Source organism: Streptomyces sp. NPDC059957 (assembly GCF_042730015.1).
Taxonomy (GTDB): Bacteria; Actinomycetota; Actinomycetes; order Streptomycetales; family Streptomycetaceae; genus Streptomyces.
Genome location: NZ_JBHWMB010000001.1, coordinates 267,024 through 283,305, shown reverse-complemented (window position 1 = coordinate 283,305; position 16,282 = coordinate 267,024). Strand labels below are relative to the sequence as shown.

The following is a 16,282-nucleotide window of genomic DNA, read 5'->3' as shown; positions in this document are numbered from 1 at the left end:
AGGGGTGGGGGGCCGCGCGAAGGTCCCCAGGGTTTGACCCCCCTCCGGCGCCTGCCCGCGTGTGGGGGTGGGCGCCTCGCCCCACCCCCATTCGAAAAAAGGAAACGCCCATGACTGACGCATCGCGTCGCACCCTCCGCACCGTCGTTCAGACCGTGCTCGCCCTCGCCGCCGGTCTCCCGCTGATCATCGACGCCGCAGGCATCCCGCAGGCCGCCGCCGGCGTCGGCCTGGCCCTCGCTGTGGCGGGCGGAGTAACCCGTGTGATGGCCCTGCCCGTGGTCGAGTCCCTGCTGCCCGCATGGCTGCGCGCCACCCCCGACCGCGACGTCGAGCTGCTCGCCCTCGACCGGCAGGGGCGCCCGTGACCGACCCTTCCCCGTCCGACGTCGCCCTCGAACTGGAAAGGCTGCGCGGCGTCGTCGAGGCGGGATTCGCCCGCATCGACGGCTCACTCGCCCTGCTCGTGCAGCGGTCCGACCAAGTCGACCGACAGCTCGCCGACCACGAGGCCCGACTCGACGCCCTCGAAAAATCCCGGTGGCCGCTCCCCAGCGTGCTCGCCCTCGTGGCCGTGGTCGGCCTCGCCCTCACCCTGTGGCAGACCGCAGCTCGCTGAACGCAACGCGCCCCCGCCCCGGCCTCGTGGCCGGTGGCGGGGGCGCTCTTTTCGTTTGGCAGGCAAAAGCGGGGGCCCTCGACGGTGCACTCGTCGAGGGCCCCCTGCTCGGGAATCACCGTGCAGGCGATCTAGACGACCGCGTGCACGGGAGGCGCTCCCCTTCCACCGCCGCCCGCCCCCGCGTGGGAGGCACTATCCGGGCGGGCGGCGTGGTCTGTGCTGGATGGCCTCGCGTGTCGCCTGCGCCCAACCGGCGACGCCTCGGCGTCCGGTGGCACATGCGCCTCGACGAACACGAGCACGGGCTCTTTCCAGCAGTAGCAGCGGTACTTGCGTCCGGGGCGATCCGGCGCCGGCGTCACCGCGCGCCGAGCACTCGGGAGTGACGCCCATACCGCAGTGAGGACGAGTAGGCCGAGGCTGACGGCGATCGAGAGCACACCGACGAAAACGGGGTCGAGCCTCATTCCGCCACCCCGCTTAGAACCTTGGGGTCGCAGGCGACCAAGTCAAACAGCTCGGCGAGTTCGAACAGCAGGGCCCGCGCGTCCGACTCGGGCACCTCGTGCAGAGGGTTGCTGCCTATGTCGAGCAGCCACACGACACGCTCGCCCGTGACGGCCCCGGGGCGGAATACGGCCCCGACGATGTTCTGCCCGATCCTCACGCCGCCCCCTTGTAGTCGATGCTGAATTCGAAGCGCTTCGTACCGGGACCGGTGGCGCCGACGTCCCATCGGTCCGCGAGCCGCGACAGGAGGAGCAAGCCCCGCCCGTGCTCTGATCGCCACGGCGGCGCGGTACGGGGCGGACGCGGGAACTCGGGGTGATCGTCATTCACCCAGACAGTGACCCCGGTCGAGCCGAGGGATACGTCGAGGGTGATCAGGTCGGTACGGGTGTGGTGGTAGGCGTTCGTCACTACCTCGGACACGCACAGTCGGAGCGTTTCGGCGACGTCCTCGTGCCCGAAGGCAATCACCAGGACCGTCACAAGATCGCGAAGGATCTTCGGCGTCGTCGCGGTACGGGGCGCTACGAACCGGTAGCTAACGCCCAAGCTGGGCGGGGGTGCGGGGGGTAAAGCGCTTGTCCTCATGTCCTCGTCTCCCAACGCGGTAGGGCTCGCGTCGCTCGCTGCGCGTGGCAATGGCCGCTCCCGGGATGACGACACGTCAAGACATGCGTCAGCGGCTGCACTTCGCGCTCTGCTTGCTCGCGTCGCGGTGCTGCCAGGACCATAGGGTAAAAGGTTGGACCGGTACAACCATGTACCTCTAAGAGCTTTGCGGGTGGACCCATGACGCCACAACCGGCAAACTCAGGTAGGACAAGGGGAAGGGACTCATGCCGCCGAGGGACAATCCGACCGCCAGACAGATCCGCTTGGGCTCTGAGCTGCGGAAGCTGCGCGAGCGCGCCGGCATGACCGCGCGAGACGCTGGCGGCCTGCTCTCCACCGACGCCGCCAGGATCAGCAACATCGAGGCGGGCAGGCTCGGGATCAGCGACGAGCGGATTCGCCGGCTGTTCACGTTCTACCAATCCGACGACGAGCCCCTGCTCGCCGCCTTGTGCACCATCGCAACCGAGCGGAGGGGCACGCACTGGTGGGACGCGTACCGCGGCATCCTCGCCCCCGGCTTTCTGGACATCGCGGAGCTCGAACATCACGCAACCGGCCTGCGATGTCTCCAGCCGATGACGTTCCCCGGCGTCTTGCAGACCGAGGACTACGCGCGGGCGCTCTTCGCCGGGGTCATCCCGCAGGTTCCGGCGGAGGAAGTAGACGCCCGGGTCGAGCACCGCATGAAGCGCCGCGCGATTTTCGACCGCGAGACGCCGCCGCAGTTCGAAGCGATCGTGCACGAAGCCGCGCTGCGGATGCGGGTAGGCGGCCGGAAGGTCGCCCGCGATCAGCTCGAATACCTGCTGCAAGCATCCGAGCAGGAGTGGATCACGCTCCGTGTGATCCCCTTCGCGGCCGATGACTTCATCGAGGTCACACAGACCGTGATGTACGCAGCTGGCACGGTGCCACAGCTCGACACTGTTCATATCGACACACCTTTCGGCGGGCGCTTCCTGGACACAGCCGCAGACCTCGACCGGTACCGAGCCCTGCTCACGTTTGCCGAGCAGACCTCGCTCGACCCCGACGAGTCGCGAAGTTTCATTCACCACATCGCAAGAGAACTGTGAGAAATACAGGGATGAACAGCGAATTCAATTGGCAGAAGTCGAGCTTCTCCGGTGGCGGTGGCGAGCAGTGCCTGCACGTCGCCAAGCACAAGGGCGAGATCCTGCTGTGCGAGAGCGACGACCCGGCAAGCATCCTCACCACCTCGCCTGAGAAGCTCGCTGCGTTCATCGCTGGCGTGAAGGCTGGCGAGTTCGACCACTTCGTCAACTAGCCCTCTCGGCCCCCGGCGCCACGTGCGCCCGCGACCCCCCGCCTGACCAGGGCGGGGGGTTTTTGCATATGCCAGTCTGCATGTTTGTACCGGTACACCCTTGCAGCCTGATTGCGCGTGGCGCTACCGTCTCACTGCGTCACCGAGGCGGGCAGGTTTGCAGGCAGCACCGCGCCTGACGTCGCCGAACTCTGCCCAGCAACAGAGCCGTTGGGCATCACTACCCGGGGTTGCATCCCGTCCACCGTTCCAACACTGGTCCGGAGGATTGCAACCAACACGCCGCGGCAGGGAGGTACGAATGCAGGCACTGCGCAGGCAGCCGCCCTCTACCGGTCCAAGGTTGCACGTGGGCGTAGCCTACGACCATGCCGTGCACCTGGGCGTCGAGATCCTGCGGGTGCGCTACGACCCGCGATGCGGATCAACTGAGTTGCACGCCCCGGTGCAGGTGGTCGCAAATCCGCGGGCAGCGGTTCGGGCCCTGCGCGTGGATATCCGCGGTGCACACGTCTTCTCCCTGACCCGCCACGAGATAGCGCGTGCTCTCGAATGGGTCGACGGAAGCGGATGGCTGCAAGCAATCGCCACCCTGTACCGCGGTGAGGCAACAGGCTTCACCATCATTTTGCGGGACGGGACGTGTGCCGAGTGGCGGGTTCGACCCGTCCGATTCCTTTCACTCATTCCCGCGCATTCCTCAGGCTGCGAGGTTCAGCCACGGCAACACCGACGGGAATTGAATTCATGAGCACCACGATCATCATCGAGCACCCCGGTTGGCACGAGACCGCGGCGGGTGAACCTGTACGCGTCGTCGAGCACCAGGGCGCCGCATGGCTCGCCCACTGGGAGACCGAGCGCGAGCACCTGCTGCTGCGCCCGCTCGACCACTCCGAAGGCGAGCAGCCTCACGTCGCGTACACCTCCGCCGTTGACCTGCCGACGGCCGACGAGGGCGCGCTGCTCCTCGACAAATTGGTGAGCCTCGGAACCGTGGCACGGCTCACGAACCCCTCTCTATGGGACGCGATCACAACCGCTCTGCTCCGTCAGGTGGTGACCGGCGCGGGGGCCCGCAAGCTTCACCGCGCCTACTACGCCGCCTACGGCTACACGTTCGACACCCCGGCGGGCCCCCTGCCCCTAGTACCGGCTCCGGAAATCGTCCTCGAACTCAGCGACGACGAGTTCGCCCAAGTGGGTGCCCGATTCAACGCCGAGGGTCTGCGCGCTGCCGCAGCCGCCTACCTCGACCGCGGTACGCACTGGATCGCCCTCGGCCCCGAGAGCCTCATCAAGGAACTCGTGCAGGTGCCGTTTATCGGTCCGTGGACAGCCGCAGCAGCCGCGGCCGACTTCACCGGAGAGCACTCCGTTTACCCGCACGCCGACCGCGCCGTGCGCACCTGGGCCGGCCGCGCCGCCCCCGGCCTCAACCTGCCGAGCGCCGAGCGCGAGTTCGAGGCCCTGTGGCGCCGCTGGGCCGCTACCCGCAGCCAACTGCACGCCCTGACCCTGTTCACACTCACCTGGGGGGCCCATGCCGGCACCTACTCATAATCTCGTCGTCTCGCCGTTCCTCGACGAGTACCTCGTCTTACGCCCCGGACACGACGACGGAGTGCAGATCCCGCTCGCGCGGTACCTCGAACTGAGCAAGGCGGCGAGCACCGGGGCCGAGGCTCCCGCGTGGCTGGTCGACGGTGCCCGTCAGGCATGGGGGATCGAACTGCCCGAGCACCATCCCTTGCGCGACAAGGTGATCGTGCGTGCCCCATCGACGTACGGCATGTCGCGTGCCTCGTGGGAGATCAACAAGGGGTGCGACTACGACTGTCCGCACTGCTACCTCGGCTTCAAGAAGTTCGAAGGGATGCCGGGCCCGGACAAGATCCGGTTGCTCGACATCATGCGCGACGCCGGCGTGCTCTGGCTCCAGATCACGGGCGGCGAGCCCCTGATCGACCGCGAGTTCTCCGAGATGTACTCGTACGCCTACGACCTCGGGATCATGCTCACGATCTCGACGAACGGCTCGCAACTCCACAAGCCAAAGATCCTCGACACGCTCACCGCCCGCCCCCCGCACCACCTCTCCTTGAGTATCTACGGCGCCACCGAAGAGACCTACGACGGGTTCACCCGGAACCGGGGCGCGTTCGGCCGCTTCATCACCGGACTCGACGCCGCCCGCGAGGCCGGCCTGCGGTTGCAGCTCAACATCGTCGTCACCAACGACAACGCCGACGAGTTCGCCGCCATGGAAGAGCTCGCCGAGCAGTACGGGCAGGTGTACGTCTTCACGAACATGTCGCCCACCATCCAGGGCGACGCGACGCCGATCCCCGAGCAGGCCCTCAAGTACCTCCGCGCGCGGAAGCCTTTCACCGGCTGCAACGCCGGACACACGTTCTTCCACGCGGACCCGTTCGGGCACGCGTCCATCTGCAAGATCGGCCGCGAGCCGCACATACCCCTCATGCAGGAAGGCATCGAGGGACTCAAACGCCTCGGCGGCATCGCCGACGGCCTACAGCTTCGCACCGGGGGCTGCGCCGGTTGCTCGTTCGGTCAGAAGGACGCCGACGGCAACCCGGGCGGCTGCACCACCTGCCGTCCCATGGCAAAGCTCTATCAGGAGGCGAAGGCACCGCGAAACATGTACTGCCAGCATCCCGACCCCGAACCCGTGAGGTGAACCCATGGCAACCGCCATTGAGCCCCGCACCGCCAGCCGCGCGCCCGTGATGCTCTCGATCACGCCGCGCCCGACCGAGTTGGCCGCCGGCCCGCTCCCCGTCGCGATCACGTCCCGTCCGATCGCTGACGACGGATTCAGGATCACGAAGGACATCGGCTCGTTCTCCGAGGCCCTCGGCTGCTCCTGCCAGGCCGACGACGACCAGCCGTACTAGACCGCACCTGCACACAGAGCCGTCCCCGCCCGCGTAGGGTCGGGGGCGGCTCGCTGTCCACCCCCAGGAAGCCCCCATGCCCGTAGACCGCATCCACTGGGACGACCTACCGCTCGCCGCGCGCGCCGTCGTCGAGCAGCACACCGGCCCGGTACTGCACGCCGCGACGGCCGACGGCGGCGCCAACTCCGGCATCGCCGCCACCCTCACAACGGCCGCCGAGACCCTGTTCGTCAAGGGCGTGCCGACCGATCACCCTCAGATCCGGACGCAGCAGCGCGAGGCGTCGGTCAATCCGTATCTGCCCCCGTCGTGCCCCCGGCTGCTGTGGCATGTGCAGGCCGCCGGATGGGACCTGATCGGGTACGAGCACTTTGTCGCCCGCCACGCCGACTACACCCCCGGCTCTCCCGATCTCCCGCTCACCGCCGACGCCCTGCGCGAACTCCAGAACACTCCTTGCCCCGACATCCAGCTCAAGCGCGCCGAGGACCGATGGAGCGGCTACGCAGGGGCCGCCGGCGTGAGTCAGCTCGCCGGCGACACGCTGCTGCACACCGACCTCGCCCCGCACAATGTCCTCGTGACCGACCGAGCCCACCTGATCGACTGGGCATGGCCTACCCGCGGCGCGGCATGGATCGACCCCGCAGTGCTCATCCTGCGACTTATGGAAGCCGGGCACAGCGCGGAAGCCGCAGACGCATGGGCTCGCGAAGAGTTCCCATCGTGGGCCGGCGCCCAGCACGCGGCCGTTGCCGCCTTTTCCGAGGCCAACGCGCACACGTGGGACGAGATTGCCCGGCACGACCCGCAGGACTGGAAAAAGCACATGGGCAGAATCGCGCATGACTGGGTGACGTACTGGCGAGCTCAAGGCCGTTAGTTCACGACTCGCCCGGCCCGTCTGGCATAGCCCCAGCGCCTACCTGCCGCCTTCCGGCGCCGCTTCCGCCGCGACGCCGAGGTGCCGGTGCAGGTCGTAGCGCGACACCTTGTACGCCCGTCCGTGGCGCAGGACACGGACCGGATAGCGGCCCGTCCGCGCGAGGTGGTAGCCAGTCGTCCGGCCAAGGTGCAACGCCCTGTTGGCGGTCTCCAGCGGGATCGCGACGGGAAGCGTCATCAACTCGTCGTGTGTCATCCCGTGCTCGGTCGTGCTCATCATCTGCCCCCAGTGACATCGGTGTGCACATCGGCCCGGTGGTGCCGAGCGATGCCTAGATCAGCAACTTACGATCAAGGGTGGCGCTTTGCAACCAACAAAGCTAGCTTTGCGATATGCACAGTCACCAGACAGCGGGCGACACCATCGCCGCGCAGATCCGCCGGCACCGCGAGCGCCTCGGAATGAACCGGCATGACCTCGCCGCAGCGTGCGCACGGCTCGGCCGACCCGACCTCTCGTACGCCGTGATCGTCACCATCGAGACGGGCCGCGGCGACGGCAACGCCAAGAAGCGCCGTCAGGTGACCGCCGAGGAGCTGCTCGTCTTCGGCCTCGCCCTCGCCACGCCCCCACTGCTCCTCATAGTCCCGCTCGGGACCGAGGAGACCATGCCCACCGTCCCGGGCGCCGACCCTCGCGACCCGTACACGGTGTGGCAGTGGATGACCGGCGAGGCGACTCCGACGCTCGACGGCCCCCTCGACGGGCGGTACGTCGCCGACACCCGGCCGATCGCCGGCACCGGGCAGACGTGGGCCGCCGCATGGGCCACAGCGGCCTATCCGGTCTCGCTGTACCCCGAGCTCGCACGGCGCCGCGAAAGGGCCCACAAGGCCCGCTTGCGCGCCGCGCTCGATCCGTCAGCACAGACCGAGTACGTCGACCGCCTCGACGAGCTCGCGCAGATCGTCAACGACATGCACCGCGCGAGCCTCACCGTCCCCGAACTGCCGGCCGAGTTGGCCGAGGACTTGAAGCGGCTCGACCTGCTCGACAACCCCGACCAGACCAACCCGAGAGGTATCGAGTGACCGCGAAGGGAACCACGACAAAGCGCTGCTACTGCCGCCGCAAGGACGGCAAGCCGCTGGGCAGTTCCTGCCCCAAGCTCAAGCAGCGCACGCACGGCGTGTGGTCGATCCGGCAGGAACTGCCGCCGACCATGGAAGGCGACCGCCGCCTGTTCCGCCGCGCCGGATACGACACCCAGACCGAGGCGCAGGGCGACCTCGACAAGGTGCGCGCCCTGCTGAACATCGCCGACGCGGACGACCAGGACGGCCGCGCCCGCCTCGGCGACCTGCTCGCGTTGGTCGGGGCCGGGAAGGAGAGCATCCCCGATCACGACGAGACGAAGCGACGGTTCGGCACCGGCCAGTCGCTCACTCAGCACATGACCGTCGCCGAGTGGCTCGACCTGTGGCTCGCCGGCAAGAAGGCGCTGCGCAAGAGCGGCCACGACCGGTACGCGCTCGACATCCGGTGCCACCTGCGCCCCCGGATCGGGCACATCCGCCTCGACCGCCTCACCGTGCCGCACCTCGACGCCATGTTCGAGGGCATCGCCGAGACGAACATCGAGATCACCGAGGCGAACGCGGACCGCCGGGCGGCACTCGCAGAGCTCAAGGCGACCCCGTGGAAGGGAGGAGAGCACCGCGCCCGCCGGAAGGTCATGAAGGACACCATCGACGCGATGGCACCGTTCCGGCGAGTCACCGGGCCCTCGACCCAGCAGCACATCCGGGCCACGCTGCGGGCCGCGCTCAACACCGCGATAGCCCGGGGCTCGATCACCTTCAACGCCGCGCAGCACGTCGAGCTCGCCGCCGCCAAGCGTCCGAAGGCGATGGTGTGGACCGACGCCCGTATCGCCGAATGGCTGCGGACCGGCGACAAGCCGAGCTCGGTCATGGTCTGGACTCCCGAGCAGGCGGGCGCCTTCCTGGACTTCCTCGCCGACACCGAGCAGCGGCTGCTGCCGCTGTTCCACCTGATCACGTTCCGGGGCCTGCGACGGGGCGAGGCGTGCGGCGTCCGGTGGTCTGACTACAACCCCGCGACGAGCGAGCTCACCGTCGCGACGCAGCTCGTGCAGGACGGTTGGGAGGTCATCGAGTCGGCGCCGAAGACCGACAGCGGCGAGCGGATCATCTCGCTCGACGAGTACACCGCCGAGGTTCTCGAAGCGCACCGGATCAAGCAGGGGACCGAGCGCCTCGAATGGGGCGAGGCATGGACCGACAGCGGTCGCATGTTCACGCAGGAAAACGGGGAGTGGCTGCACCCCGGCACGCTGACCGATCAGTTCGAGCGGCTCGTCGAGCTCTCAGGTCTGCCGCCGATCCGCATGCACGACCTGCGGCACGTCGCCGCCTCGCTCATGCTCGCCGCCGGCGTCGACGTCAAGATCGTGTCCGAGACCCTCGGACACAGCGACAGCCGGATCACGCGGGACATCTATCAGTCCGTCATGCCCAAGGCTGCGCGCGACGCCGCCGAGGCCACGGCCGCCATGGTCCCGAGAGGCACCGTGCGTCGACCCGTTCAGCTCGCCGCCGAGCCCGAGGTCGAGGTCGAGGCGATCGTCGCCGAGGTTGAGGCCGAACCCGCGAACCCCGAGGTCACACCAGGTCCCGGGCACGCAGATGGGCACGCAATGGGCACGCAGGGGGATGCGAAGATCATTTTGTTCCGCCCCCGTCTGGCCCGGAAATAGCAAAACCCCCAGGTCACGGCGAGTGAGTCCTGAGGGTTCTACAGAGCCGCCTTCGGGATTCGAACCCGAGACCTACGCATTACGAGTGCGTTGCTCTGGCCAGCTGAGCTAAGGCGGCACCGCTGGGAAGACAAGAATTTCCCTGGTGGGAGGCTCTCATCAGCAGCGGCGCCAAGTCTACAGGGTTAAACGGGGTGCCTCGGACCGGGGCCTCGGGCGGCCCCGCCGGCCGGGGTCAGCACTTCTTTCCGTCCTTCGGAGCGGTGCCCTCCAGGAGGTACTGGTTGATCGCCGAGTCGATGCAGTCGCTGCCCCGGCCGTACGCCGTGTGGCCGTCGCCGTCGTAGGTCAGCAGGACGCCCGAGTCGAGCTGGCCCGCCAGGGCCTCGGCCCACTTGTACGGGGTCGCGGGGTCGCGGGTGGTGCCGACCACCACGATCGGCGGGGCGCCCTTCGCGTGCAGTTCCCCGGCCGTGCCGGTGGCCTTCGCCGGCCAGTACGCGCAGTTCAGCGAGGCCCAGGCCAGGCCCGCGCCGAAGACCGGAGAGGCCTTCTCGAAGGACGGCAGCGCCTTCTCGACCGCCTCCGGCCCGGCGAAGGCCGGGGGCTGGTCGAGGCAGTTGACGGCCGCGTTCGCCGACATGAGGTTGGCGTACTTGCCGTCCTGCGCGCGCTCGTAGTAGGTGTCGGCGAGGGCCAGCAGCCCGTTGCCGTCGTCGCCGTCGATCGCGGCCCCGAGCGCCTCGCGCAGCTGCGGCCAGGCGTTCTCGTCGTACAGGGCCGCGATCACCCCGGTCGTCGCCAGCGACTCGCCGAGCGCGGCGCGCGACCGGTCGGTCGTGGGGACCGGCTGGGCGTCGACCTTGCGGAAGAACTCCTTCAGGCGTTCCGCGATCTGCTCCGGGCTGCCCTGGCCGAGCGGGCAGTCGGTCTGCTTCGCACAGTCCGCGGCGAAGGCGCGGAAGGCGGTCTCGAAGCCCTCCGTCTGGTCCCGGTTCAGTTCGATCGCGGGCCGGGAGGGGTCCATCGCCCCGTCCAGGACCAGCCGGCCGGTCCTGGACGGGAAGAGCTCGGCGTACGTCGCCCCGAGGAAGGTGCCGTACGAGGCTCCGACGTACGTCAGCTTCTCGTCGCCCAGCGCCGCACGCAGGACGTCCATGTCGCGGGCGGCGTCGACCGTGGACACGTGCGGCAGGACCCGTTGCGAGTGCGTCTGGCAGGCGGCCGCGAACTCCTTGAAGGCGGCCACCAGCAGGGCCCGCTCCGCCGGTGTGTCCGGCGTCTGGTCCACCTGCGTGTACTTGTCCATGGCCGGGCCGTTCAGGCATTCCACGGGGCTGCTGCGGTCCACGCCGCGCGGGTCGAAGGAGACCATGTCGTACACGGCACGGACCGGGGCCGGGTATCCGATGCCCGCGTACGCCTGGAGGTACCCGATGCCGGAGCCGCCCGGGCCGCCCGGGTTCACCACCAGCGAGCCGAGCCGCTTGGAGGGGTCGGTGGCCTTGCGGCGGGCCACCGCGATGTCGATGTCCCCGGCCTCAGGGTTCTCGTAGTCCAGCGGGACCTTCAGGGTGGTGCAGTCGAAGCCGGGCACGCCGCACTCGCGCCAGCTCAGCTTCTGGTCGTAGTACGGGCGCAGCGCGGCCGGGATGGCAGTCGGCGCGGCCGACGGCGTCTCGGAGGCCCCGCCGGACGACGCGGCGGCGCGGGGTGTCCCCGAACCGCCCGAGGTGCACCCGGAGAGCAGTAGCCCCGCGGCGGCGATCACGGTCCCGGTGGTGCGCAGCAGGCGACTGGTGTCCATTCCCGGAGCCTACGGCCTGCGGGCGTGCCCGGGGCGGTGGCACCCGCGCCGGGCGGCGGGCGCCCGCCCGGGCTCGGGGCGCCGCCCCGCACGGACCGGCGGCGTCTGCGTCCGGCCACGCGGACCCCTCGAACGGGTGAGGCGGTCAACCGGAGTCACAGGCCCGAAGGCCCGGTGGGCCATGGGGAGCCGCGCGCGTCAGCCGGCGCGCAGCGACATCGTCATCGCCTCGACCGCGAGCAGCGGGGCGACGTTGCGGTCCAGTGCCTGGCGGCACGCGATGATCGCCTCGATGCGCCGCAGCGTCCGCTCGGGGCCCGACTCCCGGGCGATCCGGTCCAGGTCTTGGCGTATCTCCTCGTTCGCGATGGCCAGCGAGGAGCCGAGCTGGAGGGCCAGCACGTCCCGGTAGAAGCCCGTGAGGTCGGTCAGCGCCAGGTCGAGGCTGTCGCGCTGCGTGCGCGTACGCCGGCGCTTCTGCCGGTCCTCCAGCTCCTTCATCACGCCCGCCGTACCGCGCGGCATCCGCCCGCCCGTACCCGCTCCGGCGCCGAGCGCGGCCCGCAGCTCCTCGGTCTCCTTGGTGTCCACCTCTTCCGCCACCTGTTTGGCGTCCTCGGCGGCAGCGTCCACCAGCTCCTGCGCCGCCTTCAGGCAGTCGCCCACGTCACTCACGCGCAGCGGCAGCCTCAGCACGGTGGCGCGCCGCGAGCGTGCCGCCCCGTCGGTGGCGAGCCGGCGGGCCCGGCCGATGTGCCCCTGGGTCGCGCGGGCGGCGGCCTGCGCGACGTCCGGCTCGATGCCGTCGCGCCGCACGAGCACCTCCGCGACGGCGGACACCGGCGGGGTGCGCAGCGACAGGTGGCGGCAGCGGGAGCGGATGGTGGGCAGCACATCCTCCAGGGAGGGGGCGCACAGCAGCCACACGGTCCGCGGAGCGGGCTCCTCCACGGCCTTGAGCAGTACGTTGCCCGCGCCCTCCGTCAGCCGGTCGGCGTCCTCCAGGACAATGACCTGCCAGCGTCCGACGGCCGGGGAGAGCTGCGCCCGGCGCACCAGCGCCCGGGTGTCCTTCACGCCGATGGACAGCTGATCGGTACGGACGATCTCCACGTCGGCGTGCGTACCGATCACGGTGGTGTGGCAGCCGTCGCAGAACCCGCAGCCCGGCTCGCCGCCGAGGGCGCGGTCCGGGCTGGTGCACTGGAGGGCGGCCGCGAAGGCGCGGGCGGCGGTGGCCCGCCCGGACCCGGGCGGGCCGGTGAACAGCCAGGCGTGCGTCATCTTGGAGGCGGCCGGCGGCGGGGTGCCCGCCTCGATGGCGGTGACCAGGCCGTCGGCGTCGACCGCGGCGGCGGCCAGCTGCGTCTGGACCCGCTCCTGACCCACCAGGTCGTCCCATACGGGCATCCCGCCCACCGCCTTTCGCCTCGCGTACCGTCCGTGCCGTCTGCTCACCCAGTGTGGCGGCTCCCACTGACAATCCCCGTCAGCCGGTCCCCACGACGACCACCGCCGTCACGCCGACACCGCGACCGTCACCGCCGCCGTCAGCGGCGGCGCGGCCCCCGGCCCTGCTCGTCCTCGTCGTCCCGGCGCGGTCCCAGCAGCTCGTCCGCCAGGGTCGGCAGATCGTCCAGCGGGGTCTCCTCCGCCCAGTCCGAGCGGGGCCGGCGCGGCCGTCCGTCCTCGGCGAGGAGCGGCAGTTCACGGGTCGCGTCGTTGCCCGAGTCGCGGAAGATGCCCGGCGGAACCCGGTCGGCCGGGTTCTCCTCGGGCCGCTGCGTCGTCGGACGCGACGCGGAGTACGAAGCCCTGGGCGCGGCCGGCCGCGTCCCCGCAGCCTCACCCGATCCCGATCCCGATCCCGATCCCGAGCCCGCCGCCGAGGCCGTGGGGCGTACGGGCGGCAGGACCGCCGTCTCGTCCGCCGGACCCGTCGCACGGACGGGCGGCAGCACTGCCGTCTCGTCCGCGGGACCCGCCGCCGGAGAGGCCTTCGGGACCGGGACCGTCTGGGTGACGTCGTCCGGCCGCGTGACCCGCTTGACGATCGGAGTCTCGATCGTCACGGCCTCGTCGTGGCGCGGCTCCTTGCGCAGGTCCGCCTTGGGGGCAGGCGCGGCGGGAGCCGCAGGTGCAGCCGGGGCCACAGGTACAGCCGGGGCCACAGGTACAGCCGGGGCCACAGGTACAGCCGCAGCAGCAGCCGCAGCGGACTTCGCCGCAGCCTCCGCCGCCGAGGCCTCGGCCAGCCGCCGCGCCTCCTCGGCCTTCAGCAGGGCCTCCTCGGCCCGCCGCTGCTTCTCCAGCCGGCGCTCCTCGGCCTCGGCGTGCAGCCGGGCCTCCTCCTCCGCTTGCTTGCGCAGTCGCTCGGCCTCCACCGCGCGGGCCTTCGCCTCTGCCTCCAGCCGCAGCCGCTCGGCCTCGGCCCGCTCGCGGGCCTCCTCCTCGGCGCGCAGCCGCTCCTCGCGCTCCTTGCGGGCGGCCTCGGCCTCGGCCGCGATCCGGGCCTCCTCGGCCTCGCGGGCCTTGCGGGCCTCTTCCTCGGCGGCCAGCCGGGCTTCCTCGGCCTTGCGCGCCGCCTCTTCCTCGGCCTTGCGCTTGGCCTCCTCCAGGGCGAGCCGGCGGGCCTCCGCCTGGGCGGCCACCTCGGCCTCCGACAGCGGGAGCATCCGGTCCAGGCGGTGGCGCACGACGGTGCTGACCGACTCCGGGTCCTGGCCCGCGTCGACCACCAGGTAGCGCCCGGGGTCGGCCGCGGCCAGGGTCAGGAATCCGGACCGGACCCGCTGGTGGAACTCCGCAGGCTCCGATTCCAGCCGGTCCGGCGCCTCCGTGAACCGCTCCCGGGCCGTCTCCGGCGACACGTCGAGCAGCACGGTCAGGTTCGGTACGAGGCCACTCGTGGCCCAGCGCGAGATACGGGCGATCTCGGTCGGGGACAGGTCCCGGCCGGCGCCCTGGTAGGCCACGGAGGAGTCGATGTAGCGGTCGGTGATGACCACCGCGCCGCGCTCCAGGGCGGGCCGTACGACGGTGTCCACGTGCTCGGCCCGGTCAGCCGCGTACAGCAGGGCCTCGGCGCGGTTCGACAGGCCGGCGGAGGAGACGTCGAGCAGGATCGAGCGCAGCCGCTTGCCGACCGGGGTGGCCCCGGGCTCGCGCGTGACGACGACCTCGTGGCCCTTCGCCCGTATCCAGTCGGCCATCGCCTCCACCTGGGTGGACTTGCCGGCGCCGTCGCCGCCCTCCAGGGCGATGAAGAACCCGGCGTCGGACGCGGCCTGCACCGGTTCCCCGCCGCGCAGCGCCTCGCGCAGGTCGCGGCGCAGCGGTACGCCGCTGCGGTCGTCGGCCTTGGCCAGGACGATGGCGGCGACCGGCAGCAGCAGGGCGCCGACCAGCATCAGCGTGAAGGCCGCGCCGCCGTGCGCGAAGACGACCTCGCCGGCAACCACCCGGTGCGGTCCGATCAGGGCGGCCAGCAGCGGGGCGGCCACGGCGCCGACCGCCACGGAGACCCGGACGACGGCCTGCAGGTGCTCGATGACCCGGGCCCTGCGGAACTCCTCGGTCTCCTGGTCGAGCAGCGTGTGCCCGGTGTTCGCGGCGACGCCCGCGGCGCTGCCGGCGAGCAGCGCGAGGAACACCACCGTCGAGGTGTCCGGAACCAGCCCGGTCAGCAGCAGCGCCAGCCCGGCCACGCCGACGGACAGCGCCAGCAGGCGCCGCCGGGACAGGGCGGGGAGGACCTTGCCGGCCTGGGTGGCGCGGATGCCGAGGGCGGTGCCGCCGAGCAGGGCCAGTACGAACAGCGAGAACGCGGCCGCTCCGCCCCCCAGGTCGGTGGCGTGCAGCACGGCCACGGCGGCGGCGGAGGCGACGGCTCCGGCGACGGCGGCACAGACGAGGACGAGCAGCGGAATGGCCCCCGTGCGCCCCTTCTCCGGCCGGTCCCCCGCCTTGGGGGCGCGCAGCCCCTCCAGCGGGGAGCGCGGACGCGGGGTCTTCGTGCCGGGCAGCACCAGCGGGAGCAGCAGCGACACGGACGCCGCGAAGAGGCCGGAGGCCACGTACGAGCCGAGCGCCGCCTGGTTCTCGGCGAACCAGCCGATGCCGAGGCCGAGCGCCTTGCCGATCAGGGTCGCGGCCAGCAGCGCGGCCGCGGCGATCGGCAGGGCCGCGAAGGCGGTGCGCAGGTTCAGCCGGCGCAGTGCGTCGAGGTGATCGGGGAGCGGCCGTACGGTCGCCCCCTCGGGCGGCGGCGTCGGCAGCAGGCCGGGTGCGGCGCTGTCCCTGGCCAGCCCCCACAGCCGCTCGGCGGCGCCGGAGACGAAGACGGTGGCGAGCAGGGCGGTCAGTGCGTGCGGGCCGATCCAGTCGAGCCACAGCGGGGCCACGACGAAGAGGCCGAGCCGGAGCCCGTCGGCGCCGATCATCGTCCAGCGGCGGTCCAGCTTGCCGCCGGGGGCGGTGAGCTTGGCCAGGGGGCCGAGGAGGACCGCGCCGAACAGGACGGTGGACACCACGCGGACGCCGAAGACGGCAGCGACGGCGAGGGCCCAGCCGGTGTAGCCACCGCCGAAGGGCTCCTGCTCCACGGCCGTCTGGAAGACCAGCAGCACCAGGACCAGCAGGGCGAGGGCATCGCCGATGCCGCTCACCAACTGCGCGCTCCACAGCCGGCGCAGCCCGGGGGTGCGCAGCAGGGCGCGCACCGCCCGCTCGCGGGAGTCCGCGGCGAGGGCTTCATCGTAGGTGGGGGCGGTGTCGGTGGTGGCGGTCACGACCGTTGGCTGCTCGGCTCGCGTCATCCGCCCAGCCTATCCGCTGCACTGGGCGGGTGCGGAG

At 71.0% G+C, this 16,282-nt stretch carries 16 protein-coding genes and 1 tRNA gene; 10 read left to right on the top strand and 7 right to left on the bottom strand.

Annotation, left to right across the window (positions count from 1 at the left end):
* Window positions 1–110 precede the first annotated feature (110 nt).
* Together ACFWBW_RS01390 and ACFWBW_RS01385 are read left to right on the top strand one after the other, a co-directional pair.
* Window positions 111–368 (top strand): hypothetical protein, encoded by a 258-nt coding sequence (locus tag ACFWBW_RS01390; protein ID WP_385367438.1) that lies wholly within the window; start codon window positions 111–113, stop codon window positions 366–368.
* The gene (locus ACFWBW_RS01385; RefSeq protein ID WP_385367437.1) at window positions 365–619 is read left to right on the top strand and encodes a hypothetical protein; all 255 of its coding nucleotides are present in this window, start codon (window positions 365–367) and stop codon (window positions 617–619) included. The genes ACFWBW_RS01390 and ACFWBW_RS01385 overlap by 4 nt, the downstream gene beginning before the upstream one ends.
* Window positions 620–1,085: 466 nt before the next feature.
* On the opposite strand, the gene ACFWBW_RS01380 is transcribed toward ACFWBW_RS01385, so the two are convergent.
* Together ACFWBW_RS01380 and ACFWBW_RS01375 are read right to left on the bottom strand one after the other, a co-directional pair.
* Window positions 1,086–1,289, bottom strand: a complete 204-nt coding sequence (locus ACFWBW_RS01380) for a hypothetical protein (RefSeq protein ID WP_385367436.1) — start codon at window positions 1,287–1,289, stop codon at window positions 1,086–1,088.
* Window positions 1,286–1,720, bottom strand: a complete 435-nt coding sequence (locus tag ACFWBW_RS01375; protein WP_385367435.1) for an ATP-binding protein — start codon at window positions 1,718–1,720, stop codon at window positions 1,286–1,288. Before ACFWBW_RS01375 ends, ACFWBW_RS01380 begins: the two co-directional genes overlap by 4 nt.
* A 248-nt stretch (window positions 1,721–1,968) precedes the next feature.
* On the opposite strand from ACFWBW_RS01375, the gene ACFWBW_RS01370 reads away from it, so the two are divergent.
* The 6 genes from ACFWBW_RS01370 (at window position 1,969) to ACFWBW_RS01345 (ending at window position 6,839) form a co-directional block, all read left to right on the top strand.
* On the top strand, window positions 1,969–2,823 hold the full coding sequence (locus ACFWBW_RS01370) for a helix-turn-helix domain-containing protein (RefSeq protein WP_385367434.1): 855 nt from the start codon (window positions 1,969–1,971) through the stop codon (window positions 2,821–2,823).
* Between the two features lie 11 nt (window positions 2,824–2,834).
* Complete coding sequence (locus tag ACFWBW_RS01365) at window positions 2,835–3,035, top strand: DUF397 domain-containing protein (protein ID WP_385367433.1); 201 nt, start codon at window positions 2,835–2,837, stop codon at window positions 3,033–3,035.
* Between the two features lie 747 nt (window positions 3,036–3,782).
* Window positions 3,783–4,598 carry a hypothetical protein gene (locus ACFWBW_RS01360; protein ID WP_385367432.1) on the top strand — a complete coding sequence of 272 codons (816 nt, stop codon included), beginning with the start codon at window positions 3,783–3,785 and terminating at the stop codon, window positions 4,596–4,598.
* On the top strand, window positions 4,579–5,736 hold the full coding sequence (locus tag ACFWBW_RS01355) for a radical SAM protein (protein WP_385367431.1): 1,158 nt from the start codon (window positions 4,579–4,581) through the stop codon (window positions 5,734–5,736). The genes ACFWBW_RS01360 and ACFWBW_RS01355 overlap by 20 nt, the downstream gene beginning before the upstream one ends.
* A 4-nt stretch (window positions 5,737–5,740) precedes the next feature.
* A complete protein-coding gene (locus ACFWBW_RS01350; protein ID WP_385367430.1) occupies window positions 5,741–5,953 on the top strand; it encodes a hypothetical protein in 213 nt (70 codons plus the stop codon).
* 76 nt (window positions 5,954–6,029) lie between these two features.
* Window positions 6,030–6,839, top strand: coding sequence for an aminoglycoside phosphotransferase (locus ACFWBW_RS01345; RefSeq protein ID WP_385367429.1), 810 nt, complete (start codon window positions 6,030–6,032; stop codon window positions 6,837–6,839).
* Window positions 6,840–6,878: 39 nt separating this feature from the next.
* On the opposite strand, the gene ACFWBW_RS01340 is transcribed toward ACFWBW_RS01345, so the two are convergent.
* The gene (locus ACFWBW_RS01340; protein WP_385367428.1) at window positions 6,879–7,079 is read right to left on the bottom strand and encodes an integrase; all 201 of its coding nucleotides are present in this window, start codon (window positions 7,077–7,079) and stop codon (window positions 6,879–6,881) included.
* A 155-nt stretch (window positions 7,080–7,234) separates the two neighbouring features.
* Between ACFWBW_RS01340 and ACFWBW_RS01335 the strand changes: the two genes are divergently transcribed.
* Together ACFWBW_RS01335 and ACFWBW_RS01330 are read left to right on the top strand one after the other, a co-directional pair.
* Window positions 7,235–7,933 carry a hypothetical protein gene (locus ACFWBW_RS01335; RefSeq protein ID WP_385367427.1) on the top strand — a complete coding sequence of 233 codons (699 nt, stop codon included), beginning with the start codon at window positions 7,235–7,237 and terminating at the stop codon, window positions 7,931–7,933.
* Between the two features lie 131 nt (window positions 7,934–8,064).
* Window positions 8,065–9,621, top strand: coding sequence for a tyrosine-type recombinase/integrase (locus ACFWBW_RS01330; protein ID WP_385367463.1), 1,557 nt, complete (start codon window positions 8,065–8,067; stop codon window positions 9,619–9,621).
* Window positions 9,622–9,665: 44 nt separating this feature from the next.
* Here the strand turns inward: ACFWBW_RS01330 and ACFWBW_RS01325 are convergent.
* From ACFWBW_RS01325 to tmk, 4 genes are all read right to left on the bottom strand, one after another.
* Window positions 9,666–9,739: transfer RNA gene (locus tag ACFWBW_RS01325), tRNA-Thr, on the bottom strand.
* A 117-nt stretch (window positions 9,740–9,856) separates the two neighbouring features.
* Window positions 9,857–11,428 carry an alpha/beta fold hydrolase gene (locus ACFWBW_RS01320; protein ID WP_385367426.1) on the bottom strand — a complete coding sequence of 524 codons (1,572 nt, stop codon included), beginning with the start codon at window positions 11,426–11,428 and terminating at the stop codon, window positions 9,857–9,859.
* A 198-nt stretch (window positions 11,429–11,626) separates the two neighbouring features.
* Entirely contained in the window at window positions 11,627–12,838 is a 1,212-nt protein-coding gene (locus ACFWBW_RS01315; protein WP_385367425.1) for a DNA polymerase III subunit delta', read from the bottom strand.
* A 140-nt stretch (window positions 12,839–12,978) separates the two neighbouring features.
* Entirely contained in the window at window positions 12,979–16,245 is a 3,267-nt protein-coding gene (gene tmk / locus ACFWBW_RS01310) for a dTMP kinase (RefSeq protein ID WP_385367424.1), read from the bottom strand.
* Between the last annotated feature and the right edge of the window lie 37 nt (window positions 16,246–16,282).